This window comes from Streptomyces wuyuanensis (genome assembly GCF_900103455.1).
In the GTDB taxonomy this organism is placed as follows: Bacteria; Actinomycetota; Actinomycetes; order Streptomycetales; family Streptomycetaceae; genus Streptomyces; species Streptomyces wuyuanensis.
Genome location: NZ_FNHI01000004.1, coordinates 231,740 through 247,616, shown reverse-complemented (window position 1 = coordinate 247,616; position 15,877 = coordinate 231,740). Strand labels below are relative to the sequence as shown.

General features: G+C 74.5%; 14 protein-coding genes. 7 read left to right on the top strand and 7 right to left on the bottom strand.

Annotated elements, in window-relative coordinates; translation table 11 throughout:
* Nucleotides 1–232 precede the first annotated feature (232 nt).
* Nucleotides 233–955 (top strand): vWA domain-containing protein, encoded by a 723-nt coding sequence (locus tag BLT82_RS08345; RefSeq protein ID WP_093653218.1) that lies wholly within the window; start codon nucleotides 233–235, stop codon nucleotides 953–955.
* Between the two features lie 189 nt (nucleotides 956–1,144).
* Entirely contained in the window at nucleotides 1,145–1,615 is a 471-nt protein-coding gene (locus tag BLT82_RS08340) for a pyridoxamine 5'-phosphate oxidase family protein (RefSeq protein WP_093653217.1), read from the top strand.
* 240 nt (nucleotides 1,616–1,855) lie between these two features.
* Here BLT82_RS08340 and BLT82_RS08335 read toward each other — a convergent pair whose 3' ends face one another.
* The 4 genes from BLT82_RS08335 to BLT82_RS08320 all read right to left on the bottom strand — a co-directional run bounded on the left by BLT82_RS08335 (nucleotide 1,856) and on the right by BLT82_RS08320 (nucleotide 8,050).
* The gene (locus tag BLT82_RS08335) at nucleotides 1,856–3,427 is read right to left on the bottom strand and encodes a DUF4139 domain-containing protein (RefSeq protein ID WP_093653216.1); all 1,572 of its coding nucleotides are present in this window, start codon (nucleotides 3,425–3,427) and stop codon (nucleotides 1,856–1,858) included.
* An 8-nt stretch (nucleotides 3,428–3,435) separates the two neighbouring features.
* Entirely contained in the window at nucleotides 3,436–5,544 is a 2,109-nt protein-coding gene (locus BLT82_RS08330; RefSeq protein WP_244291884.1) for a DUF4139 domain-containing protein, read from the bottom strand.
* A 347-nt stretch (nucleotides 5,545–5,891) separates the two neighbouring features.
* Nucleotides 5,892–6,896: an acyl-CoA dehydrogenase family protein gene (locus tag BLT82_RS08325; protein WP_093653214.1), complete on the bottom strand. Its 1,005-nt coding sequence runs from the start codon at nucleotides 6,894–6,896 to the stop codon at nucleotides 5,892–5,894.
* Between the two features lie 2 nt (nucleotides 6,897–6,898).
* The gene (locus BLT82_RS08320; RefSeq protein WP_093653213.1) at nucleotides 6,899–8,050 is read right to left on the bottom strand and encodes an acyl-CoA dehydrogenase family protein; all 1,152 of its coding nucleotides are present in this window, start codon (nucleotides 8,048–8,050) and stop codon (nucleotides 6,899–6,901) included.
* A gap of 49 nt (nucleotides 8,051–8,099) precedes the next feature.
* Between BLT82_RS08320 and BLT82_RS08315 the strand changes: the two genes are divergently transcribed.
* The 5 genes from BLT82_RS08315 to BLT82_RS08295 all read left to right on the top strand — a co-directional run bounded on the left by BLT82_RS08315 (nucleotide 8,100) and on the right by BLT82_RS08295 (nucleotide 13,067).
* A complete protein-coding gene (locus BLT82_RS08315; RefSeq protein ID WP_093653212.1) occupies nucleotides 8,100–8,888 on the top strand; it encodes an SDR family oxidoreductase in 789 nt (262 codons plus the stop codon).
* Nucleotides 8,889–8,979: 91 nt separating this feature from the next.
* Nucleotides 8,980–9,594: a TetR/AcrR family transcriptional regulator gene (locus BLT82_RS08310; RefSeq protein WP_093653211.1), complete on the top strand. Its 615-nt coding sequence runs from the start codon at nucleotides 8,980–8,982 to the stop codon at nucleotides 9,592–9,594.
* Between the two features lie 36 nt (nucleotides 9,595–9,630).
* Complete coding sequence (locus BLT82_RS08305; RefSeq protein ID WP_093653210.1) at nucleotides 9,631–10,788, top strand: acetyl-CoA C-acetyltransferase; 1,158 nt, start codon at nucleotides 9,631–9,633, stop codon at nucleotides 10,786–10,788.
* A 256-nt stretch (nucleotides 10,789–11,044) separates the two neighbouring features.
* A complete protein-coding gene (locus tag BLT82_RS08300) occupies nucleotides 11,045–11,248 on the top strand; it encodes a cold-shock protein (protein WP_093653209.1) in 204 nt (67 codons plus the stop codon).
* 91 nt (nucleotides 11,249–11,339) lie between these two features.
* Complete coding sequence (locus BLT82_RS08295) at nucleotides 11,340–13,067, top strand: DEAD/DEAH box helicase (protein WP_093653208.1); 1,728 nt, start codon at nucleotides 11,340–11,342, stop codon at nucleotides 13,065–13,067.
* Between the two features lie 158 nt (nucleotides 13,068–13,225).
* On the opposite strand, the gene BLT82_RS08290 is transcribed toward BLT82_RS08295, so the two are convergent.
* The 3 genes from BLT82_RS08290 to BLT82_RS08280 are packed head-to-tail and all read right to left on the bottom strand — an operon-like array spanning nucleotide 13,226 to nucleotide 15,875.
* A complete protein-coding gene (locus BLT82_RS08290; protein WP_093653207.1) occupies nucleotides 13,226–14,275 on the bottom strand; it encodes an NAD(P)H-dependent flavin oxidoreductase in 1,050 nt (349 codons plus the stop codon).
* Nucleotides 14,272–15,027: a CoA-transferase subunit beta gene (locus tag BLT82_RS08285; protein WP_093653206.1), complete on the bottom strand. Its 756-nt coding sequence runs from the start codon at nucleotides 15,025–15,027 to the stop codon at nucleotides 14,272–14,274. Before BLT82_RS08285 ends, BLT82_RS08290 begins: the two co-directional genes overlap by 4 nt.
* The gene (locus BLT82_RS08280; RefSeq protein WP_093653205.1) at nucleotides 15,024–15,875 is read right to left on the bottom strand and encodes a CoA transferase subunit A; all 852 of its coding nucleotides are present in this window, start codon (nucleotides 15,873–15,875) and stop codon (nucleotides 15,024–15,026) included. The genes BLT82_RS08285 and BLT82_RS08280 overlap by 4 nt, the downstream gene beginning before the upstream one ends.
* Nucleotides 15,876–15,877 lie beyond the last annotated feature (2 nt).

Genomic DNA, 15,877 nt, shown 5'->3' with positions numbered 1-15,877 from the left:
GGGACCGTTCGCTGACGGTCCCTCATATACGTCCCGTACAAAGGCGTACGGAACAGACGCGGCGCCTGCCCCCGTCCCCGACCGGATGATGGGCGGGCGCCGCGGCATCTTCCGGGGTGACGGTACGCGCCCGTAATCTCGCACCCCGCGCGCGGCCGCCCGGCGCGTAGTCTCTCGCCACGGGTGCGGCCCGCACGGGACCCACGGACGACCGGCGAACGGAGACACGCCCATGGCGGCCATCAGCCTGCGCAAGATCGAGGAGACCGCGCCGGCCCTCGTCGGCCTCTACAAGGCCGCCGGGGTGTCGCTGGCGAAGCACGGGCTGAACGACCGGCGTGCCGCGGTGTACCTGGTGGTCGACTACTCCGGCTCCATGAAGCCCTACTACAAGGACGGCAGCGTCCAGGCCCTCGCGGACCGGGTCCTCGGGCTGTCGGCCCATCTGGACGACGACGGGCGCGTCCCCGTGGTCTTCTTCTCCACGGACATCGACGCCGAGACCGACATCGAACTCGCCGACCACGAGGGCCGGATGGACCGGATCGTGGCGGGGCTCGGCCACATGGGCAGGACCAGCTACCACCTCGCCATGGACGCGGTCATCGACCACTATCTGGAGAGCGGTTCCACGGCGCCCGCGCTCGTCGTCTTCCAGACCGACGGCGGACCGATCAACAAGCTCGCCGCGGAACGGTATCTGTGCAAGGCGGCGAAGCTGCCGATGTTCTGGCAGTTCATCGGCTTCGGCGACCCGGACAGCCGGCAGTTCGACTTCCTGCGCAGGCTCGACGACCTGGCGGTCCCCGCGAAGCGCCCCGTCGACAACGCGGGCTTCTTCCACGCGGGGCACGACCCGCGGCAGCTCCGCGACGAGGAACTCTACGACCGGCTGGTGTCCGAGTTCCCGGTGTGGCTGGCGAACGCGCGTGAGTTGGGCATCGTGCGCTCCTGACCCCGGTCCCTCCCCGGGACCCCCGGACCCCCGGACCCCCTGTCCCTCCCCGGACCCCCTGTCCCTGCCCGGGACCCCGGCCGGGCCGCGGTAGGAGGTGGCCGCCGTCGGAGTGATGTGCCGGCGGTCACGGCACCCTGCTCGGAATACCGGACATCGGATGTCCGGTATTCGGGGTTTCCTGGGCCCATGAGCAACAGCTGGGCAGACTTTCAGGCCGCGGAGCCGGACTTCGCCACGGTGGTGCGGGAGCGCTTCGAGAAGTACAAGCACCATGTCCTCGCGACCCTCCGCAAGGACGGATCGCCACGGCTCACCGGGCTGGAGGTGACCTTCCGCTCCGGGGAGCTGTGGCTCGGGATGATGCCGGACTCCCGCAAGGCGCTGGACCTGATGCGCGACCCAAGGTTCGCGATCCACGCCAATCCGGGCGCGGACGACTCCATGGCCGACGGGGACGTCCGGATCGGCGGACGAGCCGTCGAGGTGACCGACCCGGAGGCGAAGGCCCCGTTCCGGTCGGCGACCGAGGCACCGGAGCCGTTCCACCTCTTCCGGGTGGAGCCGACGGAGGTCGTGCGGATAGGGGTCGAGGGCGACGAACTGGTCGTCCGCGTGTGGCGGCCGGGCCGGGACCTGCGGACCGTGCGGCGCCGTTGACGACGCTCTGGTCGGCACGGCCGGGCGGCCCGGAGGGTGTCCGGGTCGCCGACCCGCGAGGGTCCGCCTTCGTATCGGGCCGGCCCGGCACGGTGCGAACGGCAGGCCGCCCCGGGGCGGCCTCGAGCACACCGACGGCGGCGGCGATGCGCTGCCGGTGGGGCGCCGACGATCCGACCGGGTCCCGCCGCACCGCCGCCCGGCCTGCCCGTCGCCGGTGCGCCCGTGCGGAGCGAAGGGTCAGAGCCCGGTGACCTTGGCGCTCGCCGACAGCTCGTAGACCAGCGTGACCGTGCGGTGTCCGCCCGCCGGCAGGCTGACGTCCCAGCGGGCCACGCCGTCGGCGTCGAGCACGTCGGGCGGCGGCGAGCAGGCTTCCTTGCGCAGGCGCACCTCCACAGCCGAGACCTCGGAGACCGGGATCCGCTCGCGGAGGACGACCACCCGTTCGCCGTGCTCCCCGGGCGCGGAGAACCGGGACAGGTGCAGCCGGACCGTGCGGGTGACCACGGTCCGCTGCGTGATCCCGGCAGTGTCCCGGACCTCCTCGGTCTCCCTCACCACCCGGTGGTCGTCGGAGCTGCCGAAGGCCAGCTCGGCGGGGGCACCGGGGGCCGTGAAGCCCAGCGTGCCGCGGCCGGTGAAGCCGCTGCCGCGGATCAGGTCCACCGGCCCGGCGAGCAGTGCGTGACCGGACCGGTTGTCGAACCGGACCGCCTGTGTGACCAGCGGGGACAGCTCGGGTGAGCAGGCGTACTCGCTGCGCGCGCCCGTGGTGAAGGCCGAGACGGGCACCCGGTGCGCGCGGCCGTCACAGGCCACCGAGACCGGCGCCGGGGACTCCAGCACCCGAACCTCGCCGCCGTCGTCCACCCCGGGCAGGCCGACCACCGGGGCCGGGCCGAGGTCCCCGACCTCCTCCTCGCGCAGCTCGACGTCGACCGTGCGGCGCTCCGCCGAGGAGCGGTCCCTGAGAGTCAGCCGGTCCTCGCCGAGCCGCGGCGGGTCGGCGGCCTGCGCCGAGCGGGCCGTCGAGAACGTCAGCCGCACGTCCGACCAGTCCTCGCCGGTGCGCTGCCAGACCATCGCGTCGGTCTCGAGCGTCAGGGCGCCGCCGTCGAGCACGGCCCGGTAGGCGGGCCGCCACAGCGCACACGGTGTCAGATGGCTCAGCCGCAGTTCGGCCGGCCCCGCTGCCGCGGCGTCCACGGTCAGCTCGATGTGGCCGACCAGCTCGGCGGGTTCCTCCTCGGAGAGGGCCAGCGCCCGCCGGGTCTCCCCGAGTCCCTCCGCGACGGCCGCCAGCCGTGCCTCGACGGAGCGGAGCTCCTCACCGCGGGCGTCGCGCTCGGCGTCCACCCGGTCCAGTTCGCGGGCCCAGCGCTCCGGCTCGGCCTCGCCCGACCCGGCGCCCTCCCCGATCTCCCGCAGCAGATCGGCGGCGAGCCGGCCGAGCAGGTCGAGCCGGGCCCGGAGGCGGTCGCGCCGCTGTTCCAGGGCACGCTGCTCCTCTTCGAGTCCGTGCTCGCGGTGGCGAAGCGCCGAGTCGTCGCCGGTGGGCGGCTGCGGGGCACGCGGCGTCCAGCCGCGGACGATCCGCAGGTCGAGCACCGTCACCGGACGTTCCGGACGATCGGTCGTCAGCTCGGCGTGCAGGCTGCGGTCGACGGCCAGCGCGCTGACCGGTCCGAGGCGGAGCCGCTGGACCCCGGCGTCCAGCTCGAGCACGGCAGAGCGCTCGACGTGGGCCCGGTCCTCCAGGCAGGTGACGGCGGTGACGGGAAGCGGGATCGGCACCCGGGCTGTGGACATGGCGTACGTCAGCTCCTGCGGTTGCCGCCGGTCAGGGCCTTGCCTGCCGGGATGCGGATCTCGTAGCCGCCTTCGAAGGCGAAGGTGGCGCCGGCGGGCAGGTCCACCCGCCGTATGCGGGTGCCCGGGGCGTGGTGCTCGGGGCCTTCTCCGTCCACGGGTACCGTCCAGTCGGCCCGCTCCTCGATCCGGACGTCCGGTTCCGAGGTGACCGGGACCCGCTCGCGGACCTCCACGGTGACGTCCTGCCCGAGCCGGTTGGCCAGCTCCACACGGACGCGGTGGTCGAGCACGGTGGTGCTGCCGCGCAGCCCCGAGGCCGACTCGCGCAGCTCGGTGCGGCGGGTGACCCGGATGGCCTCGGCCGGGCCGAGGCCCACCCGGCGGACCGCGCCCGGGGCGAGCGTGGGCAGCGCGGCGGTCAGCGCGAAGCCGTCGTCGACGGTGACCTCCACCGGGCCGGCCAGCAGCGCCCGGTCGGTGGCGTTGGAGAGCACCAGCGTGGCGTACACGGTCTCCTCCACGGACGGCACGCAGACGTACTCGGTGCGCAGACCGACCGGCATCTCGCCGATGGCGACGGTGTGCCAGGTCCCGTCCGACGGGATGTCGGCGCGGGCGGCGGCGTCGAAGCGGTGGTCGAAGGAGCCCGCCGACCGGCGGGGCGGCACGGCGTGTCCGGGCAGCGGCAGCGAGGCCACCGCCTCGGCCCGGCGGCGGTACTCGGCGGCCACCAGGTCGTCCGGGGCGGCGGGGAAGATCCGCCCCCGCCGCCCGTGCTGCTCGTCCGGGCCGCTCAGGACCAGGGCGGCGTAGTCGAGTTCGGCACCGCTCGGCCGCGGCGGCCCGGTCACCGGTTCCTGCGGTGGCGGCGGGGGACCGCCGGGAGCGGCAGGTGCCATCGGAGCGTGGACGGCGAAGGACGCGCCGCGCGCACGCGGCCCGGAGCCCGGTCGCGCCCCGGCCGGGCGCGCGAGGTCGGGCCCGCCGCCGAACGCGCCCGGGGCCGGAACGGCCACACCGCCGGGTTCGGGGAGCGCCGAGGGTGGAGCGCCGTAGCCCTGCGGGGCCGGCGGTGGTGGCGGGGGAACCGGCGCGGAGCCGGCGACGGGGACGGGTACGGAGCCGGCCCCGGCGGCGGGGCGGGGGCCCGCCGAGTCGTAACCCGTGAACAGGCCGGCGAGCCCCGCCGGGGGCTCGCGCCAGCCGGAGGGCGCCGGGGCGGGCTGGCGGCGCCCGATCCGGAGCGAGCGGAGCTTCGGCAGATCCGTGCGCCGCCGCAGGTCGGCGGTGGACAGGCCGACGAGTACGCCCGTCCAGTCCTCGCCGGTGCGCTGGGCGATCGAGGCGCGCAGCACCAGCCGGCCGCTGCCGTCACCCTGGCGGTGGACGAGCCGGTAGGTGGGAACCCAGACGGCGCCCGGTACCCCGTACTCCAGCTCGACCTCCACCTCGTCCGCCGGCGGTTCCCGCTCACCCGCGTCGGTACCGGCTCGCGCTTCGGTGCGGGCTGCCGCTCCCGCCCCGGCCCCGCCGAGCGTCAGGGCCACCGAAACCGTCGCCTCCACATGCGGTGACGGCGCGTCGGTCGAAGCCCGTTCGAATTTGTCAGCGGCGACGTGGAACGCGTGCTCGGCGTCGCGCAGCGCCTTCTCCAGCTCGACGAGCCGGGCGTGAAGACCCGTCAGCCGGTCGTCGACGAAGCCCGCGAGCTCCAGCCAGGCGTCGACGGGCGTGCGGCGGTGCGGGTCGTCGCGCTTGCGGGCGGGCGGAACCGGGCGCAGCGCCCTGACCTCCTCGATCAGGCCCAGTTGGCGGTCCCGGCGCCCCTCGGCGGCCGCGACCTCGTCGCGCAGCCGATCGACCTCGCGCCGCAATTCGCCGGAGCTCCCCGGGGCGGCCGGTTCGGCCTCGACCTCCACCCGGGCCTCGACGACCCGCACACCGGAGGCGCCCAGGACCCTGGCCCGCAGGGACCCCGCGTCCAGTGAACGGGGAAGTCCTGTCACCCGCACCCGGCCGTCCGGCGGCACACTGCCCCTGGCCAGCCGGCGGCACAGGGCGCCCTGCGCGTACACCACCACCGAATCGAGGGTCGACCCCCACCTGTGCGCCATGTCGGCCGTCATCCGCCCCGCCCCCGCCGCGTCCGTGTGGAGCGAAGCCTACGCGAGCGGTCGGACGCCCCGCCCCGGTCCGACGATCCGGGCCCCGGCGCGAGGGCCCGCGGTACGCCCGGGACTTGAGGACGTACGACCGGGGCCGGGGTCCGCCCGCGCCCTGCCGGAGACGCCGGGCGGTTCAGGGCCCCGCCCGGCACCCGCCCGTGTCCGGGTAGACCGGCCCGGCACGGGTGGGACGACCCCTTCGGCACACGTGGGAAGACCCGCTGGGTCCCGTTCGGGCCCGGCGGTCCCCGGCGCGCGCTCCGGACGCCGTGCGTGCCCGGCCTGGACGGGGCGGGCTACGCGTCCGCCGCGGACGAGCCCTCCAGCACCGCCGCCCTGCACTGGGCCGGAGTGCCCCAGGCGTCCCGCAGGGGACGGGCCTTGCGCAGCCACAGGGACAGATCCAGTTCGTCGGTGTAGCCGACGGCGCCGTGCAGTTGGAGCGCGGTGCGGGCGGCGGCGTACGCGGCCTCGCCCGCGGCCGTCTTCGCCGCCGCGACATCTGCTGCGGCGAGGGTGAGGGCCGCGCCGTGCACGAGCGGCCGGGCGAACTCCAGGGCGATCAGCGTGTCCGCCAGCCGGTGCTTGACCGCCTGGAACGAGCCGATCGGCGCGCCGAACTGGGTGCGCTGCCCGACGTACTCGACGGTGCGCGCCAGAAGCGCGAGCCCGACGCCGAGCGCCTGCGCCGCCGTCGCGAGCCGCGCCCAGCAGGCCGCGCGCCGCGCCGCCGCCGCGACGGCGGGCCCGGCGGCGACCACCTCACCGCCCGCCCCGGGCACGGCGAGCCGCCGCACCGGGTCGCCCGACGCACGCACGGGCCCGTGCCCGGCGGCGAGCCGCAGCACCGCGCCCTCGTCGCGGTCGTCGTCGACCACGAGCAGGTGGTCCGCCGCGTCCGCGTCCAGGGCGTACGGTCCCGCGCCCGGTACGTGCAGCGACACCGGCAGACCGCCCGACGCGACGCCCGGCAGCAGGCGTTTGCCGAGTACGGGCTCGTCCAGGGCCGCCACGAGCACCGCGCCCGCGACCGTCTCCACCAGCGGTCCCGGCACGGCGTGCCGGCCCAGCTCGACGAAGGCGAGGGCCAGTTCGACCGGAAGCGGCCCGACCCCCTCGTACGCCTCCGGCACGGCCAGCGCGAACACGCCGGCGCCGGCGATCCGGGACCACAGCTCCCGGCCCGGCGCGTGGTCGCCCCCCGCCCAGGCGCGGGCCGCCGCGGGCGCGTCCGCGGCCGCCAGCAGCGCGTCCAGCGAGCGGACGAACGCCAGCTGTTCGTCGGTCGGCAGGAAGCGCATCGTCAGCGGCGTCCTTTCGGCAGGCCGAGCAGCCGCTCGGCGATGATGTCGCGCTGGATCTCGTTCGTGCCCGCGTAGATGGGCCCGGCCAGGGCGAAGACGAAGCCCTCCGCCCACTCGCCGGGTCCGTCCGCCGGCTCGCCCTCCGGGCCGATCAGGTCGAGCGCCGTCTCGTGCAGTGCGATGTCGTACTCGGACCAGAACACCTTGTTCAGGCTGGACTCCGCGCCGATCTCCGAGCCGGCCGCGAAGCGCGAGGCAGCAGCGCAGGTGAAGAGCCGGTACGCCCGCGCGCCGATCACCGCGTCCGCGACACGGTCGCGCAACGCCGTGTCGGACGGGTCGGCCCTGGCGCGCCACAGCTCCACCAGACGCCGCGCCGCGGCCAGATAGCGGCCGGGGGAGCGGAGCATGAGCCCGCGCTCGTTGCCCGTCGTCGACATGGCGATGCGCCAGCCCTGCCCCGGTTCGCCGATCACGTCCTCGTCCGGGACGAACACCTCGTCCAGGAACAGCTCCGCGAACGCGGGCTTCCCGTCCAGCCGGCGGATCGGCCGGACCGTGACCCCCGGAGCCCGCAAATCGAACATCAGGTACGTCAGACCCCGGTGCGGACGGTCGGCGTCCGGATCCGTGCGGAAGATGCCGAAGGCCCTGTCGGCGAACGCCGCCCGCGACGACCAGGTCTTCTGCCCCGACAGCAGCCAGCCGCCGGCCGTACGGACCGCACGGGAGCGCAGCGACGCGAGGTCCGAGCCCGCCTCCGGCTCGGACCAGGCCTGGGCCCAGACCACCTCGCCGCTCGCCATGGGCGGCAGGATCCGGGCCCGCTGCTCCTCCGTGCCGTGGTCGAACAGGGTGGGCGCCAGCAGGTGGATGCCGTTCTGGGAGACCCGGCCGGGGGCACCCGCCGCGTAGTACTCCTCCTCGAACACCAGCCACCGGAAGATGTCCGCCCCGCGGCCCCCGTACCTCTCGGGCCACGAGACCACCGACCAGCGGTCCGCGGCCAACCGCGCCTCCCACCGCCGGTGTTCGGCGAAACCCTCCCGGGTCTCCAGCGACGGCAGCGGCACGCCCGGGACGTGCGCGCGCAGCCAGGCGCGGGCCTCGGCGCGGAACGCGTCCTCGTCCGCCGTGTGCGTCAGGTCCATCAGCGCACCTCGGTTCCCTAACAAGTGTTTGGTAGGTTAACGTGCCCGTGTGACGGACAACAAGGCTCAGTACGTTCCCGGGCACGCACTGCTGGACGGCCGGACCGCCGTCGTCACCGCCGCCGCCGGCGCGGGGATCGGCGGAGCCACCGCCCGGCGCCTCCTGGAGGAGGGCGCCCGGGTGCTGGTCAGCGACGCGCACGCGCGCCGCCTGAAGGAGACGGAGGAGTCCCTGGCCGCGGAGTTCGGGTCGGCGGCCGTCGCCTCACTGGTGTGCGACGTCACCGACGAGAACCAGGTGCGGGCCCTCTTCGGCGCAGCGGCACGGCTGCACGGCGGACTCGACGTCGTCGTCAACAACGCGGGCCTCGGCGGGACCGCCGCGCTCGTCGACATGACCGACACGCAGTGGGCCCGGGTCCTCGACGTCACCCTGAACGGCACCTTCCGCTGCACCCGGGCCGCGCTGCGCGCCTTCCGCGATTCCGGCCGCGGCGGCGTCATCGTCAACAACGCCTCCGTCGCCGGCTGGCGGGCCCAGGCCGGGCAGGCCCACTACGCGGCCGCCAAGGCCGGAGTGATGGCCCTCACCCGCTGCGCGGCCGTCGAGGCGGCTGAGTTCGGGGTCCGCGTCAACGCCGTGGCCCCCAGCCTCGCGATGCATCCCCACCTGGTGAAGGTGACCACCGCCGAACTGCTGGAGGACCTCACCGCCCGCGAGGCCTTCGGCCGGTACGCCGAACCCTGGGAGGTCGCCAACGTGATCGTCTTCCTCGCCAGCGGATACTCCTCGTACATGACCGGCGAGACCGTGTCCGTCAGCTCCCAGCACCCCTGAGGGCTGTCCCGTGATCCCCGGCGGGCGATCCACCGGTGATGACGGGACAGCCCCCGGGCGTCCGGGCCCCGGGCAGGACCAGAATGGACACGTGGCCACGACCAAGAAGAAGACCCAGGTGAGCGCCTCCCCCGAGCGGCGCCGCGAACTGCTCGGCACCGCGGCCGAGGTGTTCGCGGCCCACGGCTACAACGCCACCACAGTCCGCAGGATCGCCGACGAGGCGGGAATGCTCGCGGGCAGCCTCTACTACCACTTCGACTCCAAGGAGTCGATCCTCGACGAGATCCTCTCGGCCTTCCTCGACGAGTTGTGGGCGGGGTACGACGCCGTCCTCGCCGCCGGCTTCGGGCCGCGGGAGACCATCGAGGCGCTCGTCACCGAGTCCTTCCGCGAGATCGACCGGCACCGCGCTGCCGTCGCCATCTACCAGAAGGAGTCCCGGCATCTCTCCGCCCAGCCCCGCTTCCGCTATCTCGCCGACTCCCAGCAGAAGTTCGAGAAGGCGTGGCTCGGGACGCTGGAGCGCGGGGTCGCCTCGGGCGCCTTCCGGGACGACCTGGACGTACGGCTCACCTACCGCTTCGTCCGCGACACGGTGTGGGTCGCGGCGTCCTGGTACCGGCCCGGCGGGCGCCACAGCCCCGAGGAGATCGCCCGGCAGTACCTGTCGATGGTCCTGGACGGCATCGCCGTACGGGACTGAGCCCCGCAAGTCCGCCGACCCCCCGAGGGAGCAGTCATGGCCGAGGCATTCATCGTCGAAGCGGTCCGCACGCCGGTGGGCCGGCGCAGGGGCCGTCTCGCGGCCGTGCACCCCGCCGATCTGGGCGCGCACGTCCTGCGGGCCCTGGTCGAGCGGTCCGGGATCGACCCGGCGGCCGTGGACGACGTCGTCTTCGGCTGCCTCGACACGGTCGGCCCGCAGGCGGGCGACATCGCCCGGACCAGCTGGCTGGCCGCCGGGCTCCCGGAGGAGGTGCCCGGTGTGACCGTCGACCGCCAGTGCGGCTCGTCGCAGCAGGCCGTGCACTTCGCCGCCCAGGGCGTGATGTCGGGCACGCAGGACCTCGTCGTCGCCGGCGGAGTGCAGAACATGTCGCAGATCCCCATCGCCTTCGCGTCCCGGCGGGCCGCCGAGCCGCTGGGGCTGACCGACGGCCCGTTCGCCGGCAGCGCGGGCTGGCGGGCCCGCTACGGCGACGCGCCCGTCGACCAGTTCCACGGCGCCGAACTCATCGCACGGAAGTGGGGCATCTCCCGCCGTGACATGGAGGAGTACGCCCTCGGCTCCCACCGGCGGGCCGTCCGCGCGATCGACGAGGGCCGCTTCGCACGGGAGACCGTCGCCTACGGCGACGTCACCGTGGACGAGGGCCCCCGCCGCGACACCACCCTGGAGCGGATGGCCGCCCTGCCACCCGTGGTCGAAGGAGGCACGATCACCGCCGCCTGCTCCTCACAGGTCTCGGACGGCGCGGCGGCGATGCTGCTCGCGGGCGAACGCGCCGTACGGGAGCACGGGCTGACACCGCGCGCCCGCGTGCACCACCTCTCGGTGCGCGGCGAGGACCCGATCCGGATGCTGTCGGCGCCCATCCCGGCGACGGCCCGCGCGCTGAAGAAGACCGGCCTCACCATCGACGACATCGACCTCGTCGAGATCAACGAGGCCTTCGCCCCGGTGGTCCTGGCCTGGCTGAAGGAGACGGGCGCCGACCCGGCCCGCGTCAACGTCAACGGGGGAGCCATCGCCCTCGGGCACCCCCTGGGTGCCACGGGCGTCCGGCTGATGACCACGCTGCTGCACGAACTGGAGCGCACGGGCGGCCGGTTCGGGCTCCAGACGATGTGCGAGGGCGGCGGCCAGGCGAACGTGACGGTCATCGAAAGGATGTAGCGCCGGCCTCGCCGTGCGATCCGCGCCGTACGCGTCCGGCGGACCCGGCCGCGTACGCGCCGGACCGGTCCGATCTTCCGGGACACGCCGAGGCAGCCGGCCCGGCGGCAGAGAACCGCGGCGAAGCGTGCTACGTTGTAGCGGTTGCAGTTTGGTACCCATGAACTTTATGCGCGCCTGACGGGAATGATCCGCAGGCGCTTTATTGTTTTTCCGGCATCTCCGGATGGGGCCCCTTACCTATCGGGAGAATGACATGGCCACCGGCACCGTGAAGTGGTTCAACTCGGAAAAGGGCTTCGGCTTCATCGCGCAGGACGGCGGCGGCGCCGACGTCTTCGCCCACTACTCGAACATCGCCACCCAGGGCTTCCGTGAGCTCCAGGAGGGCCAGAAGGTCTCCTTCGACGTCACGCAGGGCCCGAAGGGCCCGCAGGCGGAGAACATCGTCCCCGCCTGACCCTCGGGACGCGTACCACGCGGCCGGGGCCCGCACCCACGCGGTGCGGGTCCCGGCCTGTGCTGTGCTCAGCACCAGGAAGGCAAACCGTATGACTCGTTCCGCACGTCCCGCCCGCCGGCGGCCGGCCGAGCGCCCCGCGAAGCGGGCCCTCAAGGGGGCCGCCGGTGTGCGCCGCGCCGCGCCACCGCAGGAATTCACCGTTCCGGAGCCCCGTGTCCCCGCCCTGCCCGCCGTCCGGGCATTCGAAGAGCTGGAGGACCTGCCGGAGGCGCTGCTGAAGACGCTCGCCGCGCAGGGCGTGACGGCGCCGTTCCCGATCCAGGCCGCGACGCTGCCGAACTCGCTCGCCGGTCGTGACCTCCTCGGGCGCGGGCGTACCGGATCCGGCAAGACCCTCGCCTTCGGGCTGGCGCTGCTCGCCCGCACCGCGGGACGCCGGGCGGAGCCGGGGGCGCCCCTCGGCCTGGTGCTCGTTCCCACGCGGGAGCTCGCACAGCAGGTGACCGACGCGCTCGCCCCGTACGCGACCGCCGTGAACCTGCGACTGGCGACCGTCGTGGGAGGACTGTCGATCACCAAGCAGGCCACCGCGCTGCGACGCGGCGCCGAGGTGCTGGTGGCGACCCCGGGGCGCCTGAAGGACCTCATCGAGCGCGGCGACTGCCGACTCGGCGAGGTGGCGGTGACGGTGCTGGACGAGGCCGACCAGATGGCCGACATGGGATTCCTCCCGCAGGTCACCGCCCTGTTGAAGCAGGTGGAGCCGGGTGGGCAGCGCATGCTGTTCTCGGCCACCCTGGACCGGAACATCGACCTGCTCGTGCGGGGATTCCTGAACGATCCCGTCGTGCACTCGGTCGACCCGTCCGCCGGCGCCGTGACCACGATGGAACACCACGTCCTCTACGTCGCCGACGAGACGGACAAGAAGGCCGTCACCGTGCGCATAGCGGCCCGTGACGGCCGCGTCATCCTGTTCCTCGACACCAAGCGATCCGTGGACCGCCTGGTGAAGCGGCTGCTGGCCAGCGGGGTACGGGCGGCCGGCCTGCACGGCGGCCGGACCCAGCCGCAGCGCAACCGCACCCTGGACCAGTTCAAGAACGGCCGGGTGAGCGCGCTGGTGGCCACCAACGTCGCGGCTCGGGGCATCCACGTCGACGACCTTGATCTCGTCGTCAACGTCGATCCGCCGACGGACCACAAGGACTATCTGCACCGGGGCGGCCGGACCGCGCGGGCGGGCGAGTCGGGCAGTGTCGTGACCCTCGTCCTGCCCGACCAGAAGCGCGAGATGACCCGGCTGATGTCGGATGCGGGGATCAGCCCTCGCACGGCCGCCGTCAGGTCCGGCGACGACGAGCTGGCCCGGGTGACCGGGGCCAGGGAACCGTCGGGTGTGGCCGTGGTCATCGAGGAGCCGCGTGCTCCTCAGCCGCCCGCCGCGACGTCGAGGCGGGGGCGCCGACGCCCGCAGGGCGGCCGCGGCGACTCCGGCGGTCGTACGGAGGCCGGCCGCAAGGACGGCGGCAGGGCGGAGGGCGGCCGCACGGCAGGCGGCCGCGCCGACGGTGGCCGCAAGACCAGCGGACGTACCGACGCCGGACCCGCCAAGGGCGGTCGTACCGTCAAGGACGGGGCCGCCGGACGCGGCAAGGGCGGGCGTGCGGTCCAGGACGGGGCCGCCGGACGCGCCGACGGCGGACGTGCCAAGGGCGGGCGCACCCGCGACGGCGCCGGACACGCACGGGGACGTGCGGCGGGCACGGGCACTGCGCAGGGCGCGACCAGGGGCCGCCGGACCACTGCCCGGTAGTCGGGCGCGCGGGGCTGCGGGCCGTTGGCCGGCCCTGCCAGGGGTTCGCATTGACCGGCCCCGGCCCCGGCCGGGGCCCGCGCGCGCCGTCCGCCGACCGGCCCCGCGCGCGGGGCCGGCCCTCGCCCGGTGACCGCCGGGTGGGGCCGCCTCGTGGTTCAGTCCGGGTCCGGCAGCCCCCGCAGTACCCGCTCGGCCTCAGCCATCACCCGGCCGACCAGTTCCCCGCAGCTCGGCAGGTCCTCGATCACGCCTGCGACCTGGCCCGAGGCCATCACGCCGAGGTCGGTGCGGCCCTCGACCATCGCGGCCCGCAGCAGCATGGGGGTGTTGGCGGCGAGCAGCACCTGGCTCCAGGAGAGATCCTTGCCGTGCCGCAGGGCGAGCCCGTCGCGGACCATGGCCGACCAGGACAGCCCGGAGAGCCTTCTGAAGCCCGCCGCCCTGCGCAGCGCGTGCAGCAGGGCGCGGGCGCGGCCTGAACCTTCCAGCGCCTCGACGAGGTCGGAGCGGAGCATGCGGTGGGGCAGTCCGTCGACGGCGGTGGTCACGGTGACGTCCTTGACGGTCGCCGACAGATAGCGGGCCTTCACCGCGTCCGGCACGGTCGAGTCGGACGTGAGCAGGAAGCGGGTGCCCATGGCGATGCCCGCCGCCCCGTACGCGAGCGCCGCCACCAGACCCCGACCGTCGTGGAAGCCGCCCGCGGCGACGACCGGGATCTCGACGGCGTCCACCACCTGCGGCAGCAGCACGGTCGTCGCCACGTCCCCCGTGTGCCCGCCGCCCTCGCCGCCCTGCACGATCACGGCGTCCGCGCCCCAGGCCGCGACCTTCTCCGCGTGGCGCCGAGCGCCGACCGACGGGATCACGACCACCCCCGCCTGCTTGAGCCCGGCGATCAGCTCCCGGGACGGGGCCAGCGCGAAGGAGGCCACCCGCACGCCCTCCTCCACGATGATCCGCACCCGCTCCCGGGCGTCGCCCGCGTCGGCCCGCAGATTGACCCCGAACGGCGCGTCCGTGCGGGCCTTCACCTCGCGTACCGCCTGCCGCAGCCCGGCCGGCGTCATCGTCGCGGAGGCCAGGATGCCCAGGGCTCCGGCGTTCGCGGCCGCCGACACCAGCCGGGGCCCCGCCACCCAGCCCATGCCGGTCTGGACGATGGGATGACGCACTCCGGTGAGCTCGGTGAGTGCCGTCCTCATCGGGCCGGGGCCCCGATCTCGCGGTCGCGCCGGCCGTCCGGGTCGAGAACGGCACGGATGAGCCGCAGTTCCCCGGCGGTCGGCTCGCGGGTGTACGGGACGCGGCCGCCGTCGGCGACGTGGAGCGGGAAACCGGTCGCCTCCCGGACCTCGGACACCGTGACGCCCGGGTGGAGGGCGGCGAGCCGCATCGACCGGTCGGGCGTCTCGAAGTCGAAGACGCCCAGGTTCGTGACGACCCGCGGGATGCGGTGGAAGCGCGCCCCGGCCGCATGGTCGTACCCGACGCCGCTGACCATGTCGACCTTCTCGACGAAGACCCTCGGGGAGTGCCGGGGGACCCAGTAACTGACCGGGTTGTTGAGCGTGTTGACCGGCGCCCCGCGCACACCGAGCAGCTGGCGCGCCGGCCGGGACCAGTCGCCGATGCAGGAGATGTTCTGGTTGCCGTACCGGTCGAGCTGGCTCGCACCCATCATGACGTGCCGCCTGCCGCCGGTGACCATCGTGAGATGGCGGCGGTACGGAAGCCAGCCCTCCACCTCGCCGCCGGGGCCGACGAGCAGCGCCTCGCCGTCGGTGAGCAGGAGATCGGGGGAGAAGGTGTGCCTGGCGAGCCGCGCGCCGAGGGAGGGGATCAGCCCCATGGGGCTCGCCAGCACCTCCCCGTTCCCGCGCCATGCCTCGGCGCAGGCGATCACGCAGTACTCGGAACGGGAGGGCGCGCGAACGCGGCCGGCTGTGTCGGTCACCGCTGCTCCTCGTGCCAGGCCCGAACGGCGGACCGGTAGGCGTGCTCGTCGGGACCGGACAGGAAACGCTCGGCGAACTCCGCCCAGGGGGTGGTCGCGTACAGCTTCTGGAAGGACTCGTCACGGCCGCGGTCGGGGGCGCAGGAGGTGAAGTGCGCCCCGTTCGGGGCCTCGACGACGCCCGTGACGCTGTGCCGTCCGACGAGCAGCGTCTGTGGCGCGGCCTCCTTCGTCAGCTCGGCCGTCTCCACGAGCTGCTCGCACGACAGGTACGCCTCGTCGGCAGCCTCGCAGAAGAGGTCGTCGAAGTAGGGGTCCGGGCCGAGGTACTGGCCGTTGCCGAGGCGGTCGGCGCGGTTGAGGTGGACCAGCGCGGCGTCCAGGCGCAGCGCGGGGACCGCGACGAACTCCTCGCCGTCGGCGTAGGGGGAGCGGACCGTGCGCAGCCCGGGGTTGACCCTCATGACGTCCGAACCGAGGCCGGCCCGCACGGGCATGAAGGGGAGCCGGTTGGCCGCGGCGTGCAGCCCCCACATGAACATCGCCTCGTCGAGCTCCGTCATCGCGATCGTCCCGGCTTCGCGTGCCGCCCGGAAGTGGGGCTCCAGCGGCACCGTGTCGAGCGTCGCGAAGGGTGCGACGAGCCTGCGGACCCGGCCCGCCGCGCACAGCATCCCCACGTCGGGGCCTCCGTAGGAGACGACGGTCAGATCGGTGACCCCGGAGCGCAGCAGCGCCCGGACCAGGGCCATCGGCTTGCGGCGCGAGCCCCAGCCGCCGATGCCGAGGGTCATGCCGCTGCGCAGCCGCCCCACGACGTCGTCCGCGGTCATGGTCTTGTCCGCCATGG